The organism is Citrobacter sp. CK185, from assembly GCF_030333565.1.
Taxonomy (GTDB): domain Bacteria; phylum Pseudomonadota; class Gammaproteobacteria; order Enterobacterales; family Enterobacteriaceae; genus Citrobacter_B; species Citrobacter_B koseri.
Genome location: NZ_JAOWFR010000026.1, coordinates 220,506 through 235,021, shown reverse-complemented (window position 1 = coordinate 235,021; position 14,516 = coordinate 220,506). Strand labels below are relative to the sequence as shown.

Annotated in this window: 14 protein-coding genes, 1 pseudogene and 1 other annotated feature (1 of these 16 only partly in view); of the genes and pseudogenes, 10 read left to right on the top strand and 5 right to left on the bottom strand. The window is 53.2% G+C overall.

Translation table 11 applies throughout. From position 1 onward, the window contains the following. Positions 1–26, bottom strand: a sequence feature (Trp leader region); it reaches 69 nt to the left of the window's first position. Beyond that, positions 3–47: a trp operon leader peptide gene (trpL, locus tag OGV79_RS15895; protein ID WP_012905981.1), complete on the bottom strand. Its 45-nt coding sequence runs from the start codon at positions 45–47 to the stop codon at positions 3–5. (Overlaps the previous feature by 24 nt.) Before the next feature lie 135 nt (positions 48–182). Between trpL and rnm the strand changes: the two are divergent. The 3 genes and pseudogenes from rnm to rluB all read left to right on the top strand — a co-directional run bounded on the left by rnm (position 183) and on the right by rluB (position 2,656). Further along, positions 183–1,063 (top strand): annotated as a pseudogene (gene rnm, locus OGV79_RS15890) (RNase RNM). Beyond that, positions 1,060–1,680, top strand: a complete 621-nt coding sequence (locus tag OGV79_RS15885) for an L-threonylcarbamoyladenylate synthase (protein WP_012132222.1) — start codon at positions 1,060–1,062, stop codon at positions 1,678–1,680. Before rnm ends, OGV79_RS15885 begins: the two are co-directional and overlap by 4 nt. A 100-nt stretch (positions 1,681–1,780) precedes the next feature. Next, the gene (gene rluB, locus OGV79_RS15880) at positions 1,781–2,656 is read left to right on the top strand and encodes a 23S rRNA pseudouridine(2605) synthase RluB (protein ID WP_286468696.1); all 876 of its coding nucleotides are present in this window, start codon (positions 1,781–1,783) and stop codon (positions 2,654–2,656) included. Positions 2,657–2,747: 91 nt separating this feature from the next. Here rluB and cobO read toward each other — a convergent pair whose 3' ends face one another. After that, positions 2,748–3,338, bottom strand: coding sequence for a cob(I)yrinic acid a,c-diamide adenosyltransferase (cobO, locus tag OGV79_RS15875; protein ID WP_012132224.1), 591 nt, complete (start codon positions 3,336–3,338; stop codon positions 2,748–2,750). Beyond that, a complete protein-coding gene (locus tag OGV79_RS15870; protein ID WP_047463540.1) occupies positions 3,335–4,096 on the bottom strand; it encodes a YciK family oxidoreductase in 762 nt (253 codons plus the stop codon). The genes cobO and OGV79_RS15870 overlap by 4 nt, the downstream gene beginning before the upstream one ends. A 237-nt stretch (positions 4,097–4,333) precedes the next feature. On the opposite strand from OGV79_RS15870, the gene sohB reads away from it, so the two are divergent. Beyond that, entirely contained in the window at positions 4,334–5,380 is a 1,047-nt protein-coding gene (gene sohB, locus OGV79_RS15865) for a protease SohB (protein WP_134769374.1), read from the top strand. A 155-nt stretch (positions 5,381–5,535) separates the two neighbouring features. On the opposite strand, the gene OGV79_RS15860 is transcribed toward sohB, so the two are convergent. Next, on the bottom strand, positions 5,536–5,787 hold the full coding sequence (locus OGV79_RS15860) for a YciN family protein (RefSeq protein WP_003020616.1): 252 nt from the start codon (positions 5,785–5,787) through the stop codon (positions 5,536–5,538). 400 nt (positions 5,788–6,187) lie between these two features. Between OGV79_RS15860 and topA the strand changes: the two genes are divergently transcribed. The 6 genes from topA to acnA all read left to right on the top strand — a co-directional run bounded on the left by topA (position 6,188) and on the right by acnA (position 13,697). Then, the gene (gene topA, locus OGV79_RS15855; RefSeq protein ID WP_286468695.1) at positions 6,188–8,785 is read left to right on the top strand and encodes a type I DNA topoisomerase; all 2,598 of its coding nucleotides are present in this window, start codon (positions 6,188–6,190) and stop codon (positions 8,783–8,785) included. A 211-nt stretch (positions 8,786–8,996) separates the two neighbouring features. Beyond that, on the top strand, positions 8,997–9,971 hold the full coding sequence (gene cysB, locus OGV79_RS15850) for an HTH-type transcriptional regulator CysB (RefSeq protein WP_012132231.1): 975 nt from the start codon (positions 8,997–8,999) through the stop codon (positions 9,969–9,971). A 303-nt stretch (positions 9,972–10,274) separates the two neighbouring features. Then, positions 10,275–10,436, top strand: coding sequence for a YmiA family putative membrane protein (locus tag OGV79_RS15845; RefSeq protein ID WP_012132233.1), 162 nt, complete (start codon positions 10,275–10,277; stop codon positions 10,434–10,436). A gap of 3 nt (positions 10,437–10,439) precedes the next feature. Continuing rightward, positions 10,440–10,610, top strand: coding sequence for a YciX family protein (locus OGV79_RS15840; protein ID WP_096753854.1), 171 nt, complete (start codon positions 10,440–10,442; stop codon positions 10,608–10,610). Between the two features lie 130 nt (positions 10,611–10,740). Continuing rightward, on the top strand, positions 10,741–10,836 hold the full coding sequence (gene ymiC, locus OGV79_RS15835; RefSeq protein WP_223849120.1) for a small membrane protein YmiC: 96 nt from the start codon (positions 10,741–10,743) through the stop codon (positions 10,834–10,836). A 185-nt stretch (positions 10,837–11,021) separates the two neighbouring features. Next, complete coding sequence (acnA, locus tag OGV79_RS15830; protein WP_286468694.1) at positions 11,022–13,697, top strand: aconitate hydratase AcnA; 2,676 nt, start codon at positions 11,022–11,024, stop codon at positions 13,695–13,697. Positions 13,698–13,751: 54 nt separating this feature from the next. On the opposite strand, the gene ribA is transcribed toward acnA, so the two are convergent. After that, a complete protein-coding gene (gene ribA, locus OGV79_RS15825) occupies positions 13,752–14,342 on the bottom strand; it encodes a GTP cyclohydrolase II (protein WP_012132238.1) in 591 nt (196 codons plus the stop codon). Positions 14,343–14,516: the final 174 nt, after the last annotated feature.

Sequence of the window (14,516 nt, the reverse complement as noted above, 5' to 3'; positions counted from 1 at the left end):
AATCAGGAAGTGCGCCACCAACCGTGCAGTACGAATGTTGCTTTCATCTCAGATACCTTCTTCATGTGAACTTGCGTACTAGTTAACTAGTTCGATGAAATAAAGTCAACACCTGATTTCAGTATATTTGCCGGAACCGTTATGATGTTTGTGAAAGAACATTTATTAAGACGGGAGCCGCCTTGAGCGACACGAATTACGCAGTGATTTACGACCTGCACAGTCATACAACGGCGTCCGATGGTCGGTTAACGCCAGAAGCGTTAGTACATCGTGCGGTAGAGATGCGAGTCGGCACACTAGCGATCACCGATCATGACACCACAGCCGCTATTCCGGCGGCAAGAGAAGAAATTTCACGTTCCGGGCTTGTCCTGAACCTGATTCCTGGCGTGGAAATTTCAACTGTCTGGGAAAATCATGAGATCCATATTGTGGGTCTGAATATCGACATTGCGCATCCGGCGATGTGCGCGTTCCTGGCGAAACAAACCGAACGTCGTCAGCAGCGTGCGCGTCTGATTGCCGAGCGTCTGGAGAAAGCGCATATTCCTGGGGCGTGGGAAGGCGCTTTGCGGCTTGCCGACGGTGGGGCCGTGACGCGCGGGCATTTCGCCCGTTTTCTGGTGGAGTGCGGCAAAGCCGGGAGCATTGCCGATGTTTTTAAAAAATACCTTGCGCGTGGGAAAACCGGATACGTTCCGCCACAGTGGTGTACAATAGAACAAGCTATTGATGTGATTCATCATTCTGGCGGTAAGGCAGTATTGGCCCATCCGGGCCGCTACGACCTTAGCGCTAAGTGGCTGAAAAGGTTGATTGCGTATTTTGCGCTGCATCGTGGTGATGCGATGGAAGTGGCGCAATGCCAGCAGTCGCCCAATGAGCGAACCCAACTGGCGACCTATGCGCGCCAGCACCATTTATGGGCATCACAAGGCTCTGATTTTCATCAGCCGTGCCCGTGGATTGAACTGGGTCGCAAGCTCTGGCTGCCAGCAGGCGTCGAAGGCGTATGGCAGTTGTGGGAAGAGCCACAAACACCACAGTGAGGGAAGTATGAGCCAGTTTTTTTATATTCATCCTGAAAACCCGCAACAACGGCTGATCAATCAGGCGGTTGAAATTGTGCGTAAAGGCGGGGTGATTGTTTATCCAACCGATTCCGGCTATGCGCTGGGTTGTAAAATCGAAGATAAAGGGGCGATGGAGCGCATCTGCCGCATTCGCCACCTGCCGGACGGGCATAACTTCACGCTGATGTGTCGGGATCTGTCTGAGTTATCGACCTATTCGTTTGTCGATAACGTCGCCTTTCGCTTAATTAAAAACAATACGCCGGGCAACTACACTTTTATCCTGAAGGGAACGAAAGACGTGCCGCGCCGCCTGTTACAGGAAAAACGGAAAACAATCGGTCTGCGCGTGCCGTCGAACCCGATCGCGCTGGCACTGCTGGAAGCGCTGGGCGAACCGATGCTCTCCACCTCGCTGATGCTGCCCGGCAGCGAATTTACCGAGTCCGACCCGGAAGAGATCAAAGACCGCCTGGAAAAACAGGTCGATTTGATCATTCACGGCGGTTACCTCGGCCAGCAACCGACCACGGTGATTGATTTAACCGATGATTCTCCGGTTGTCTTGCGCGAAGGCGTTGGTGACGTTAAACCTTTCTTATAAGGGCGCAACTCTGTATACTACGCGGCCTTAAAATGGCGCTGTAAAGCGCCGTTGATTCTCCTGTTCGACGCCTGTGAAGGCGACACCTGAAGGAAGCTCTATGAGCGAAAAGTTACAAAAAGTGCTGGCTCGCGCTGGCCACGGTTCTCGCCGTGAAATTGAATCCATTATTGAAGCAGGCCGCGTAAGCGTTGACGGCAAAATCGCCACGCTTGGCGATCGCGTTGAAATCACGCCGGGTCTGAAAATCCGTATCGACGGTCATCTGATCTCGGTGAAAGAGTCTGCGGAACAAATTTGTCGCGTTCTGGCCTATTACAAACCAGAAGGTGAGCTGTGTACCCGTAACGACCCGGAAGGTCGTCCTACCGTTTTTGATCGCTTACCGAAACTGCGCGGCGCGCGCTGGATTGCCGTAGGTCGTCTGGATGTGAATACCTGCGGTTTGCTGTTGTTCACGACGGATGGCGAACTGGCGAACCGTCTGATGCACCCGAGTCGTGAAGTTGAGCGTGAATACGCCGTGCGCGTATTTGGTCAGGTTGATGACGCGAAGCTGCGTGACCTGAGTCGTGGCGTTCAACTGGAAGATGGCCCGGCGGCGTTTAAGACCATCAAATTCAGCGGTGGTGAAGGTATTAACCAGTGGTACAACGTCACGCTGACCGAAGGGCGTAACCGTGAGGTACGTCGTCTGTGGGAAGCGGTTGGCGTGCAGGTTAGCCGACTGATCCGCGTGCGCTATGGTGATATTCCATTGCCGAAAGGGCTGCCGCGCGGTGGCTGGACTGAACTGGATCTGGCGCAGACCAACTATCTGCGTGAACTGGTGCAGCTGGCGCCGGAAACCACCTCCAAAGTGGCCGTGGAGAAAGACCGACGTCGTATGAAGGCGAACCAGATTCGCCGTGCGGTGAAGCGTCACAGCCAGGTTAGCGGCGGTCGTCGTTCAGGCGGTCGTAACAACAACGGTTGATGCTGAATGCCCGGTGGCGCTTACGCTTACCGGGCCTACGTTTTGGCCGTAGGCCGGATAAAGCGTTTACGCCGTCATCCGGCACCGTTTCCTAATAATCAATTCCCATCTGGGCCTTTACGCCCGCTTCAAAAGCATGTTTGACCGGACGCAGCTCGCTGACCGTGTCGGCCAGTTCCAGAATATCGCGATGACAACCGCGACCGGTAATAATTACCGTCTGATTCTGCGGACGGGCATTTAAGGCATTGATGACCTCTTCAAGCGGCAGATAGTCATACGCCACCATGTAGGTCAGTTCATCCAGCACGACCATATCCAACGTTGGGTCCGCCAGCATACGTTTGCCATGTTCCCAGACAGCCATACAGGCTGCGGTGTCGGTTTCGCGATTTTGCGTTTCCCAGGTGAACCCGGTCGCCATCACCTGAAACTCCACGCCGTGGGGCTCCAGCAGATTGCGCTCGCCGTTAGGCCATGTGCCTTTAATGAACTGCACTACGCCCACTTTTTTACCGTGGCCGACGGCGCGCGTTGCGGTGCCGAATGCCGCCGTGGTTTTGCCTTTACCGTTGCCGGTAAACACGATGATGATGCCGCGTTCGTCCTGCGCCGCCGCAACGCGGGCGTCGACCCGGTCTTTCACACGCTGCTGGCGTTGTTGATAGCGTTCTTCAGTCATTGGGCGATTCCTGGTTTACGGCCCGGCTGGGCATCAAAAGTCATACCGGTTTTACGGCGGCTGTCGTCGCCCATCAGCCACAAATAGAGGGGCATGATATCGGCGGGCGTTTTTAACTTCTGTGGATCTTCCGTAGGGAAGGCGCTGGCGCGCATACTCGTGCGCGTGCCGCCTGGGTTGATGCAATTTACACGTAAGGGGTGGTTCTGGTATTCGTCTGCCAGTACCTGCATCATGCCTTCGGTGGCGAATTTAGAGGTGGCGTAAGCGCCCCAGTTGGCGCGTCCCTGACGACCGACGCTTGATGAGGTAAAGACCAGCGAACCGGCGTCGGATTTAAGTAATAAAGGAAGCAGCGCCTGGGTCAGCATGAATGTCGCATTGACGTTAACCTGCATAACATCCTGCCAGACGTGCGGATTTTGTTCGCTCATTGGGCAGATATCGCCCAGTAACCCGGCGTTATGCAGAACGCCATCCAGTCGTGGATAGTGTGCCGCAATCCGCTGGCCTAACTGGTGGCATTCTTCAGCGGTGCAGGTCAGTAGATCCAGTGTAAACCACTGTGGCAATGCGCCTGTATCTTCGGCGACAGTCTGTGCGACCTGACGCAGTTTTTCTTCATTTCGACCCAGCAAAATAACGTTTGCGCCGTAACGCGCATAGGTGAGCGCGGCTTCGCGACCAATGCCATCACTGGCGCCGGTGACCAGAATAATGCGATTTTGCAATAGATCTTGTTTAGGTTGGTAATGCACGGCTACTCCTCGGCGACGCGTTGGGTCACCCTGCCAGTTGTCTTATCTTCTCTTTAACTTTTCGGCTTTATGCCTGAAAGCCCGCGTCATTTCAATCAGTCAACGGCGATAACGCCGAAAAATGAACACTTTGTCATACTTTTCACCCAGTAACCGCAACGCAGGATCAAACGAGACGGGCTAACACGCCTGTTGTACACTGAGCCAAAATAGCGTTGTGTAACCAAGGTGGGACTCGTGGAATTGTTGTCTGAATATGGGTTGTTTTTGGCAAAAATCGTCACTGTCGTGGTGGCAATCGCCGTCATTGTGATGCTGATCGTGAATGCTGCCCAGCGTAAACGCCAGCGTGGGGAGCTGCGGGTAACGAATCTCAGCGAACAATATAAAGAGATGAAGGACGATCTGGCGACGGCGCTGATGGACGGCCATCAACAAAAACTCTGGCATAAAGCGCAGAAAAAGAAGCAGAAGCTGGAGGCAAAAGCGGCGAAAGCGAAAGCAAAGCAGGGGGAAAATGCCGCGACGGAGAAACCTCGTGCCTGGGTGCTGGATTTTAAAGGCAGTATGGATGCCCACGAAGTCAGCGCGCTGCGTGAGGAGGTGACGGCGGTGTTAGCGGCGTTTAAACCGCAGGATCAGGTGGTCGTGCGTCTGGAAAGCCCCGGCGGCGTTGTGCATGGCTATGGCCTGGCGGCTTCGCAATTGCAGCGTCTGCGCGATAAGCAGATCCCGTTGACGGTAACGGTGGACAAAGTCGCCGCCAGCGGCGGTTACATGATGGCCTGTGTGGCCGACAAAATTGTTTCGGCGCCGTTTGCGATTGTTGGCTCTATTGGCGTTGTGGCGCAAATCCCTAACTTTAATCGCTTTTTGAAAGGGAAGGATATCGATATTGAGCTGCACACGGCGGGCCAGTATAAGCGCACGCTGACGCTGCTTGGCGAAAACACGGAGGAAGGGCGCCAGAAATTCCGTGAAGATCTGAATGAAACCCATCACCTGTTTAAGCATTTTGTGCAGCAGATGCGCCCTGTGCTGGATATCGAACAGGTGGCCACAGGCGAGCACTGGTATGGCCAACAGGCGCTGGAGAAAGGTCTGGTGGACGAAATCAACACCAGTGATGACGTCATTCTCCGCTTGATGGACGGTTATGAGGTGTTCAACGTTCGCTTTATGCAGCGTAAGAAATTGATGGATCGGTTTACGGGTAGCGCCGCAGAAAGCGCCGATCGTTTGTTGCTACGCTGGTGGCAGCGCGGACAAAAACCGCTGATGTAAAATTTTCATTGCCCGGTGGCGCTAACGCTTACCGGGCCTGCGGACTGTTTTGTAGGCCGGATAAGGAGCCCGGTGGCGCTAATGCTTACCGGGCCTGCGGACTGTTTTGTAGGCCGGATAAGGCGTAGCCGCCATCCGGCAAAACCTTTCCTGCGTTAATCGATCAGGTGATACTTCTCAGAAAGCACATGTGCCAGATGTTTAAACATATTAAACACGGCGGTGCTTTTTGGCGTCGGTAAACCTTGCTCGTCTAAAAAGTAATCGCCGCTGAAGACCAGCACGCCGTTTCGTTGCGTCACACCGGTGGCGACAATCCCCGCCAGCGTGTCCTCATGCTCACGAATGATTTTGTTGGCTTCAATCAGCAGTGTTTCACGATCGATAGGTTGGGTGTCTTTATGCATTATTTACTCCTTAAACAAGGACATTAGTCTACGCCGGGCGCTGCTTATGGGCAAATATTCCCTGATAAACACGAAGGTCTTGTAAAGGTGCTGTTACTGGCAAGATTTGTTTTTGCATGCTAATAAAGTTGCGTAACGAATTTTATCAGGTACAGTGTGACGCTTTCGTCAATCTGGCAACAGATTTGCTTGACATTCGACCAAAATTCCGTCGTGCTATAGCGCTTGTGTGCTAAAAAGCCTGTTAACTCAGTCACCTGAGGATCACGTTTCGCGCACCGAGTCAGTACAAGGGGTTGATATCCGCCGACACAGAGACCATATCGGTGTCTCGTCGCCAGTGGAAGGTGAATCAACGTGCGACGCATTCCAGGAAGAATCAATTTAGGTAAAGGTGAATATGGGTAAAGCTCTTGTCATCGTTGAGTCCCCGGCAAAAGCCAAAACGATCAACAAGTATCTGGGTAATGATTACGTGGTTAAGTCCAGCGTCGGTCATATCCGTGATTTGCCGACCAGTGGCTCAGCAGCTAAAAAGAGCGCCGACTCTACCTCCACCAAAACGGCTAAAAAGCCCAAAAAGGATGAACGTGGCGCTCTCGTCAACCGAATGGGGGTTGACCCTTGGCATAACTGGGATGCGCAGTATGAAGTGCTGCCCGGTAAAGAGAAGGTCGTCTCTGAACTGAAACAATTGGCTGAAAAAGCCGACCACATCTATCTCGCAACCGACCTTGACCGCGAAGGGGAAGCCATTGCCTGGCACCTGCGGGAAGTGATCGGGGGTGATGACACGCGCTATAGCCGCGTGGTGTTTAACGAAATAACCAAAAACGCGATTCGCCAGGCGTTTGATAAGCCAGGCGAACTGAATATCGACCGTGTTAACGCGCAGCAGGCGCGCCGCTTTATGGACCGCGTTGTGGGCTATATGGTGTCGCCATTGCTGTGGAAAAAAATTGCGCGAGGCCTGTCGGCAGGCCGCGTACAGTCCGTTGCCGTGCGTCTGGTTGTTGAACGCGAACGTGACATCAAAGCGTTCGTACCGGAAGAGTTCTGGGAAGTGAACGCCAGCACAACAACGCCTTCTGGCGATGCCTTGCCGCTTGACGTTACGCACCAGAATGATAAACCGTTCCGTCCGGTTAACCGCGAGCAAACGCTGGCGGCGGTCAGCCTGCTGGAAAAAGCGCGTTACAGCGTACTGGAGCGTGAAGATAAACCGACCAGCAGCAAGCCTGGCGCGCCGTTTATCACGTCGACGCTGCAACAGGCGGCGAGCACGCGTCTGGGCTTTGGCGTGAAAAAAACCATGATGATGGCGCAGCGCTTGTACGAAGCGGGCTACATCACCTACATGCGTACTGACTCCACCAACCTGAGCCAGGATGCGGTAAACATGGTTCGCGGTTATATCAGCGATAGCTTCGGCAAGAAATACCTGCCGGAGAGCCCGAACCAGTACGCCAGCAAAGAAAATTCACAGGAAGCGCACGAAGCGATCCGTCCTTCTGATGTCGCGGTGATGGCCGAAGCGCTGAAGGATATGGAAGCGGACGCGCAGAAACTGTATCAGCTGATCTGGCGTCAGTTTGTCGCCTGTCAGATGACGCCAGCCCAGTACGATTCCACCACGCTGACGGTCGGTGCGGGTGATTTCCGCCTGAAAGCGCGTGGCCGCATTCTGCGTTTCGACGGCTGGACGAAAGTCATGCCTGCGCTGCGTAAAGGCGATGAAGACCGGACGTTGCCTGCGGTGAATAAAGGCGATGTGTTGACGCTGGTTGAACTGACCCCGGCGCAGCACTTCACCAAACCACCGGCGCGCTTCAGTGAAGCATCGCTGGTTAAAGAGCTGGAAAAACGCGGTATTGGTCGTCCATCCACCTATGCGTCGATCATCTCGACCATTCAGGATCGCGGTTATGTCCGCGTGGAAAACCGTCGCTTCTATGCTGAAAAAATGGGTGAGATTGTCACCGATAGACTGGAAGAAAACTTCCGCGAGCTGATGAACTACGATTTCACCGCCCAGATGGAAGACAGCCTCGACAAGGTGGCCAGCCACGAAGCCGAGTGGAAAAACGTGCTTGATAACTTCTTCAGCGATTTTACTCAGCAGCTTGATAAAGCGGAGAAAGATCCTGAAGAGGGCGGCATGCGTCCTAACCAGATGGTGCTGACCAGCATTGACTGCCCGACATGCGGGCGCAAGATGGGGATTCGCACCGCCAGCACCGGCGTGTTCCTGGGATGTTCCGGCTATGCGCTACCGCCGAAAGAGCGCTGCAAAACCACCATCAACCTGGTGCCGGAAAATGAAGTGCTGAACGTACTGGAAGGCGATGATGCGGAAACCAACGCCTTGCGTGCAAAACGTCGTTGCCAGAAGTGCGGCACCGCAATGGACAGCTACCTGATCGATCCGAAACGCAAGCTGCATGTCTGCGGTAATAACCCGACCTGCGACGGTTACGAAATCGAAGAGGGCGAGTTCCGCATTAAAGGTTATGACGGCCCGATCGTTGAGTGCGAAAAATGTGGTTCTGAAATGCACCTGAAGATGGGGCGTTTTGGTAAGTACATGGCCTGTACTAACGACGAATGTAAAAATACCCGTAAGATTCTGCGTAACGGTGAAGTCGCGCCGCCGAAAGAAGATCCGGTGCCGTTGCCGGAACTGCCGTGCGAGAAATCGGACGCGTATTTCGTGCTGCGTGACGGCGCCGCAGGGATCTTCCTCGCGGCGAATACCTTCCCGAAATCGCGTGAAACGCGTGCGCCGTTAGTGGAAGAGTTGTACCGCTTCCGCGACCGTCTGCCGGAAAAACTGCGTTATCTGGCCGATGCGCCGCAGCAGGACCCGGAAGGCAATAAGACGCTGGTGCGTTTTAGCCGTAAGACGAAACAGCAGTATGTTGCCGCTGAAAAAGACGGGAAAGCGACGGGATGGTCCGCATTCTTCGTTGATGGCAATTGGGTAGAAGGTAAGAAATAACAGTCACCTGGCTGAATTTCACTTAAGAGGGTCGCGCAAGCGGCCCTTTTTTATTCCGGGCTTATTATTTTTTCTTCGCATCTATACAGCTCTGATATAAATGATATAGTGGTTATAGTTAACGGCTTTTTTATTATTAAATCGTATTAGCAGCGCATGACGTGCTGCTTATCAAACGATGACATGACGGCGCTAATCTGGATGGTTTAACATGAAATTACAGCAGCTTCGCTACATTGTTGAGGTGGTTAATCACAACCTTAATGTCTCTTCCACCGCCGAAGGGCTTTACACCTCCCAGCCGGGCATCAGTAAGCAAGTTCGTATGCTGGAAGATGAGCTTGGCATCCAGATTTTTGCGCGTAGCGGTAAACACCTGACGCAGGTGACGCCAGCGGGGCAGGAAATTATTCGCATTGCGCGCGAAGTGTTGTCCAAAGTCGATGCCATCAAGTCCGTGGCGGGCGAACACACCTGGCCGGATAAAGGTTCTCTGTATATTGCCACCACGCACACTCAGGCGCGCTATGCGCTGCCAAATGTGATCAAAGGCTTTATTGAGCGCTATCCTCGCGTTTCATTGCATATGCATCAGGGGTCGCCCACGCAAATCGCGGAAGCGGTTTCGAAAGGGAATGCCGACTTCGCTATCGCCACCGAAGCGCTGCACCTGTATGACGATCTGGTGATGCTGCCATGCTACCACTGGAATCGCTCTATCGTCGTCACGCCAGAGCACCCGCTGGCCGCTAAATCATCGGTGACGATTGAGGAACTGGCACAGTATCCGCTGGTGACCTACACCTTTGGCTTTACCGGGCGCTCCGAGCTGGATACCGCGTTTAATCGCGCCGGGCTGACGCCGCGTATTGTCTTTACGGCAACCGATGCGGACGTGATAAAAACATACGTCCGACTTGGCCTGGGGGTAGGGGTGATTGCCAGCATGGCCGTCGATCCAATTTCCGACCCGGACCTGGTGCGTGTCGATGCGCATGATATTTTCAGCCATAGCACCACGAAAATTGGTTTTCGCCGCAGCACGTTTTTACGAAGCTATATGTACGACTTTATTCAACGCTTTGCGCCGCATCTGACGCGCGATGTTGTGGATACCGCCGTGGCCTTGCGTTCTAACGAAGAAATTGAAGCCATGTTTAACGATATTAAATTACCGGAAAAGTAATCACGCGCGTGAGTTTTCAGGTATCTCCAGACATGAGGAGATACCTGAATAACCACTAAATTTATGGATTATGGTTTTCGCTTTTTCTGCGATCATATTACCTGCATGGTATTCATGGAAAAGCGCCAGTAAAGTAGTTTCGAATTACCCGCCTCGCAAATTCCGCCTTTCAAATATTTATTTCCGGTCAAAAGATTGATTTATTCATGGGAAACGATTCGTAAATTCACTGGATTTTTGACTAAAGTTTCTTTAGGATTTGTCTCATCTGATGATTAATTGTACCGATTGTTTGGTGCTGAAATGATAAGTGATGCCGATTGTATGAGGTTAGCAATGCCTTCTGGAAACCAGGAACCCCGCAGGGACCCCGAGCTTAAACGCAAAGCATGGCTGGCGGTATTCCTCGGCTCTGCGCTGTTCTGGGTTGTGATTGCGCTGGTTATCTGGCAAGTGTGGGGGTAAGTCATGGTTTCGCAGGAACATCAGCAACCCTCAACGCCAGCACGTCAGCCTCGTGATAGCGTGAAGGAAGCGCGGAGCGAATGTGTGACGAATATTCCAGAATCCTGGAAACTCACACAACAGCAACAGGCATTTATTGATTCATTCGCTGAAGATGAGCAACAGAAACAATAATTGGCGATTTTTTTAATCATCATTTCCAGTACAGGTCATTAACATCCCGTACTGTACTTTCTTATACACCACAGCAATAAGCGCTGAGTAAATCTCAGCATAAAGTATTAAACAAATGTCGGTGTAGCCTATGCAAACTGTGAATCTTAAATATTGGTCATGGATTGGGGCGTTCTCAGTATCGCTCTTGTTCTGGGCTCAACTTATCTGGATTGTCTCTTTCTGATCGTATGCCGGTAAATGCCCGATGGCGCAACGTCATCGGGCCTGCGCATGCCGATTCCCGTCCGTAAGGTTTCTCCTCTTTTATCAATTTGGGTTGTTATCAAAACGTTACATTCTGTTTGTGTTATCTTTAATACTAACCCTGAGGAGAGTCAGGGTATCCAACCCTGTTATTAAGGAGGAGCTATGTCGTCAACCCTACGAGAAGCCAGTAAGGACACGTTGCAGGCCAAAGACAAAACCTATCATTACTACAGTCTGCCCCTGGCTGCCAAAAAACTGGGCGATATTACCCGCTTGCCCAAGTCGCTAAAAGTTCTGCTTGAAAATCTGCTGCGTTGGCAGGACGGTGACTCTGTTACCGAAGAAGATATTCAGGCGTTAGCCGGGTGGCTGAAAAAAGCCCATGCCGACCGCGAAATTGCCTATCGACCCGCCCGTGTATTAATGCAGGATTTTACCGGTGTCCCGGCGGTGGTGGATCTGGCCGCCATGCGCGAAGCGGTCAAACGCCTCGGCGGGGATACTGCGAAAGTGAATCCGCTATCCCCGGTAGACCTTGTTATTGACCACTCGGTAACGGTCGATCGCTTTGGCGATGATGACGCTTTCGAAGAGAACGTGCGTCTGGAAATGGAACGCAACCACGAGCGCTATGTGTTCCTGAAATGGGGGCAACAGGCTTTTAGTCGCTTCAGCGTGGTGCCGCCAGGAACCGGGATCTGCCACCAGGTGAACCTGGAATACCTTGGTAAGGCCGTCTGGAGCGAATTGCAGGCGGGAGAGTGGGTCGCATACCCGGACACGCTGGTCGGTACCGACTCCCACACCACGATGATCAACGGCCTTGGCGTGCTGGGATGGGGCGTCGGGGGGATTGAAGCGGAAGCCGCGATGCTGGGCCAGCCGGTTTCAATGCTCATTCCCGATGTTGTTGGCTTCAAGTTGACCGGTAAGCTGCGTGAAGGTATCACCGCGACCGACCTGGTGCTGACCGTGACCCAGATGCTGCGTAAACACGGCGTCGTTGGTAAATTCGTTGAATTCTACGGCGACGGTCTGGACTCCTTGCCACTGGCCGATCGCGCGACGATAGCAAACATGTCGCCGGAATATGGCGCGACCTGCGGCTTCTTCCCGATTGACGGCATCACCCTCGAATATATGCGTTTAAGCGGCCGTAGCGAGGAGCAGGTTGAGCTGGTCGAAACCTATGCCAAAGCGCAGGGGATGTGGCGAAACCCTGGCGATGAACCTGTTTTCACCAGTTCGCTGGAACTGGATATGGGGGATGTCGAGGCGAGCCTTGCCGGGCCGAAGCGCCCGCAGGATCGGGTTGCGCTGGCAGATGTGCCGAAAGCCTTCGCCGCGAGCTCGGAGCTGGAACTGAACACCGCGCAAAAAGACCGGCAGCCAATCGATTATGTTATGAACGGCCATCAATACCAGCTCCCGGACGGCGCTGTCGTGATTGCGGCTATCACCTCCTGTACCAATACTTCAAACCCCAGCGTGCTGATGGCCGCCGGTTTGCTGGCGAAAAAAGCGGTAACGCTGGGACTGAAACGGCAGCCGTGGGTGAAAGCCTCGCTGGCGCCGGGATCGAAAGTGGTCTCGGATTACCTGGCGCAGGCGAAACTCACGCCTTATCTTGATGAACTTGGCTTTAATCTGGTGGGGTATGGGTGCACCACCTGTATTGGTAACTCCGGCCCACTGCCGGAGCCTATCGAAACGGCAATCAAAAAGGGCGACTTGACGGTGGGCGCGGTACTTTCCGGCAACCGTAACTTTGAAGGCCGAATCCATCCGCTGGTGAAAACCAACTGGCTGGCGTCGCCGCCGCTGGTTGTCGCCTATGCGCTGGCGGGCAATATGAATATTAACCTGGCGAAAGAGCCGCTGGGCCACGATCGCAAAGGCGACCCGGTTTATCTGAAGGATATCTGGCCTTCCGCGCAGGAGATCGCCCGCGCCGTTGAACTGGTGTCGTCGGAAATGTTCCACAAAGAGTATGCCGAGGTTTTTGAAGGGACGCCGGAATGGAAAGCGATCAATGTTGATCGCTCAGACACCTATGGCTGGCAGGATGACTCCACCTATATCCGCTTGTCGCCGTTCTTTGACGAAATGCAGGTTCAACCCGATCCGGTGGAGGATATTCATGGCGCCCGTATTCTGGCCATGCTGGGTGATTCCGTCACCACTGACCACATCTCCCCGGCGGGCAGCATAAAGGCGGACAGCCCGGCAGGGCGCTATTTGCAGAATCATGGCGTTGAGCGTCGGGACTTCAACTCCTACGGTTCGCGCCGTGGAAACCATGAAGTGATGATGCGCGGTACGTTCGCGAATATTCGTATCCGCAACGAAATGGTTCCCGGCGTTGAAGGGGGAATGACCCGACATTTGCCGGGGACGGAGGTGATCTCCATCTATGATGCAGCGATGCTGTATCAGCAGGAGAAAACGCCGCTGGCGGTGATTGCGGGTAAAGAGTACGGTTCCGGTTCCAGCCGTGACTGGGCGGCCAAAGGCCCGCGTTTGCTGGGTATTCGCGTCGTGATTGCCGAGTCGTTTGAACGTATTCACCGTTCAAACCTGATTGGTATGGGGATTCTACCGCTGGAGTTCCCGCAGGGCGTTACGCGTAAAACGCTCGGGTTAACCGGTGAGGAGACAATTGATATTGCCAGTCTGCAAAACCTGAAGCCTGGCGCCGCCATTCCGGTGACGTTAACCAAAGTGGATGGCAGCACAGAGGTGATTTCGTGCCGGTGCCGTATCGATACCGCAACTGAATTAACCTACTACCAGAATGACGGCATTCTGCATTATGTGATTCGTAATATGTTGCATTAAGATATAAAAAAGGCCTGATGGCGCGGTGCTCATCAGGCCTTTAATAGCAAAAATTTATTTACCCAATAAATGCCCCATCTTAGCGGCTTTGGTATCCAGATAGTGTTCGTTATTTGGGTTACGGCCAACAATCAGCGGTACGCGCTCAACAATATTGATACCTGCTTCCGTCAGAATTTCGACTTTCTTCGGGTTATTGGTCAGCAGACGGACTTCATCGACGCCCAGCAGTTTAAACATATCGGCACACAGGGTGAAATCACGCTCATCGGCGGCAAACCCCAACTGATGGTTGGCTTCTACGGTATCGTAACCCTGATCCTGCAACGCGTAGGCGCGAATCTTATTGAGCAGGCCAATATTACGTCCTTCCTGACGGTGGTAGAGCAGAATACCGCGACCTTCTTCCGCGATATGCGTCAGCGCCGCCTCTAACTGAAAACCACAATCGCAGCGCAGACTAAACAATGCGTCGCCGGTCAGACATTCTGAATGGACGCGAGCCAGGACAGGGGTTTGACCAGAGATATCGCCATAAACCAGCGCGACGTGGTCGTGTCCGGTTGCCAGTTCTTCAAATCCCACCATCAGGAAATCGCCCCATGGGGTTGGCAGTTTGGCTTCTGCCACTCGTTTAAGCTGCATGTATTTCTCCAGATAATGCTGGTGTCATCGCCAATTGGCTTCTGTATGTTTCTATTTTGCCATAAGGCGGCGGACTTCACCTAATCGCTGCCGTGCGATCGCTTTTGGAATGGCACAAATTTGTCAATTTTCCGGCACGCCAGGTTTTCAGTTATGATTGTGGCACTTATCGAC

What these genes read in the sequence shown, in the direction of transcription:
- OGV79_RS15885 (WP_012132222.1), top strand. Translation starts at nt 1,060, where the DNA reads ATGAGCCAGTTTTTTTATATTCATCCTGAAAACCCGCAACAACGGCTG.
- rluB (WP_286468696.1), top strand. Translation starts at nt 1,781, where the DNA reads ATGAGCGAAAAGTTACAAAAAGTGCTGGCTCGCGCTGGCCACGGTTCT.
- cobO (WP_012132224.1), bottom strand. Translation starts at nt 3,338, where the DNA reads ATGACTGAAGAACGCTATCAACAACGCCAGCAGCGTGTGAAAGACCGG.
- OGV79_RS15860 (WP_003020616.1), bottom strand. Translation starts at nt 5,787, where the DNA reads ATGCATAAAGACACCCAACCTATCGATCGTGAAACACTGCTGATTGAA.
- topA (WP_286468695.1), top strand. Translation starts at nt 6,188, where the DNA reads ATGGGTAAAGCTCTTGTCATCGTTGAGTCCCCGGCAAAAGCCAAAACG.
- cysB (WP_012132231.1), top strand. Translation starts at nt 8,997, where the DNA reads ATGAAATTACAGCAGCTTCGCTACATTGTTGAGGTGGTTAATCACAAC.
- OGV79_RS15845 (WP_012132233.1), top strand. Translation starts at nt 10,275, where the DNA reads ATGATAAGTGATGCCGATTGTATGAGGTTAGCAATGCCTTCTGGAAAC.
- OGV79_RS15840 (WP_096753854.1), top strand. Translation starts at nt 10,440, where the DNA reads ATGGTTTCGCAGGAACATCAGCAACCCTCAACGCCAGCACGTCAGCCT.
- ymiC (WP_223849120.1), top strand. Translation starts at nt 10,741, where the DNA reads ATGCAAACTGTGAATCTTAAATATTGGTCATGGATTGGGGCGTTCTCA.
- acnA (WP_286468694.1), top strand. Translation starts at nt 11,022, where the DNA reads ATGTCGTCAACCCTACGAGAAGCCAGTAAGGACACGTTGCAGGCCAAA.
- ribA (WP_012132238.1), bottom strand. Translation starts at nt 14,342, where the DNA reads ATGCAGCTTAAACGAGTGGCAGAAGCCAAACTGCCAACCCCATGGGGC.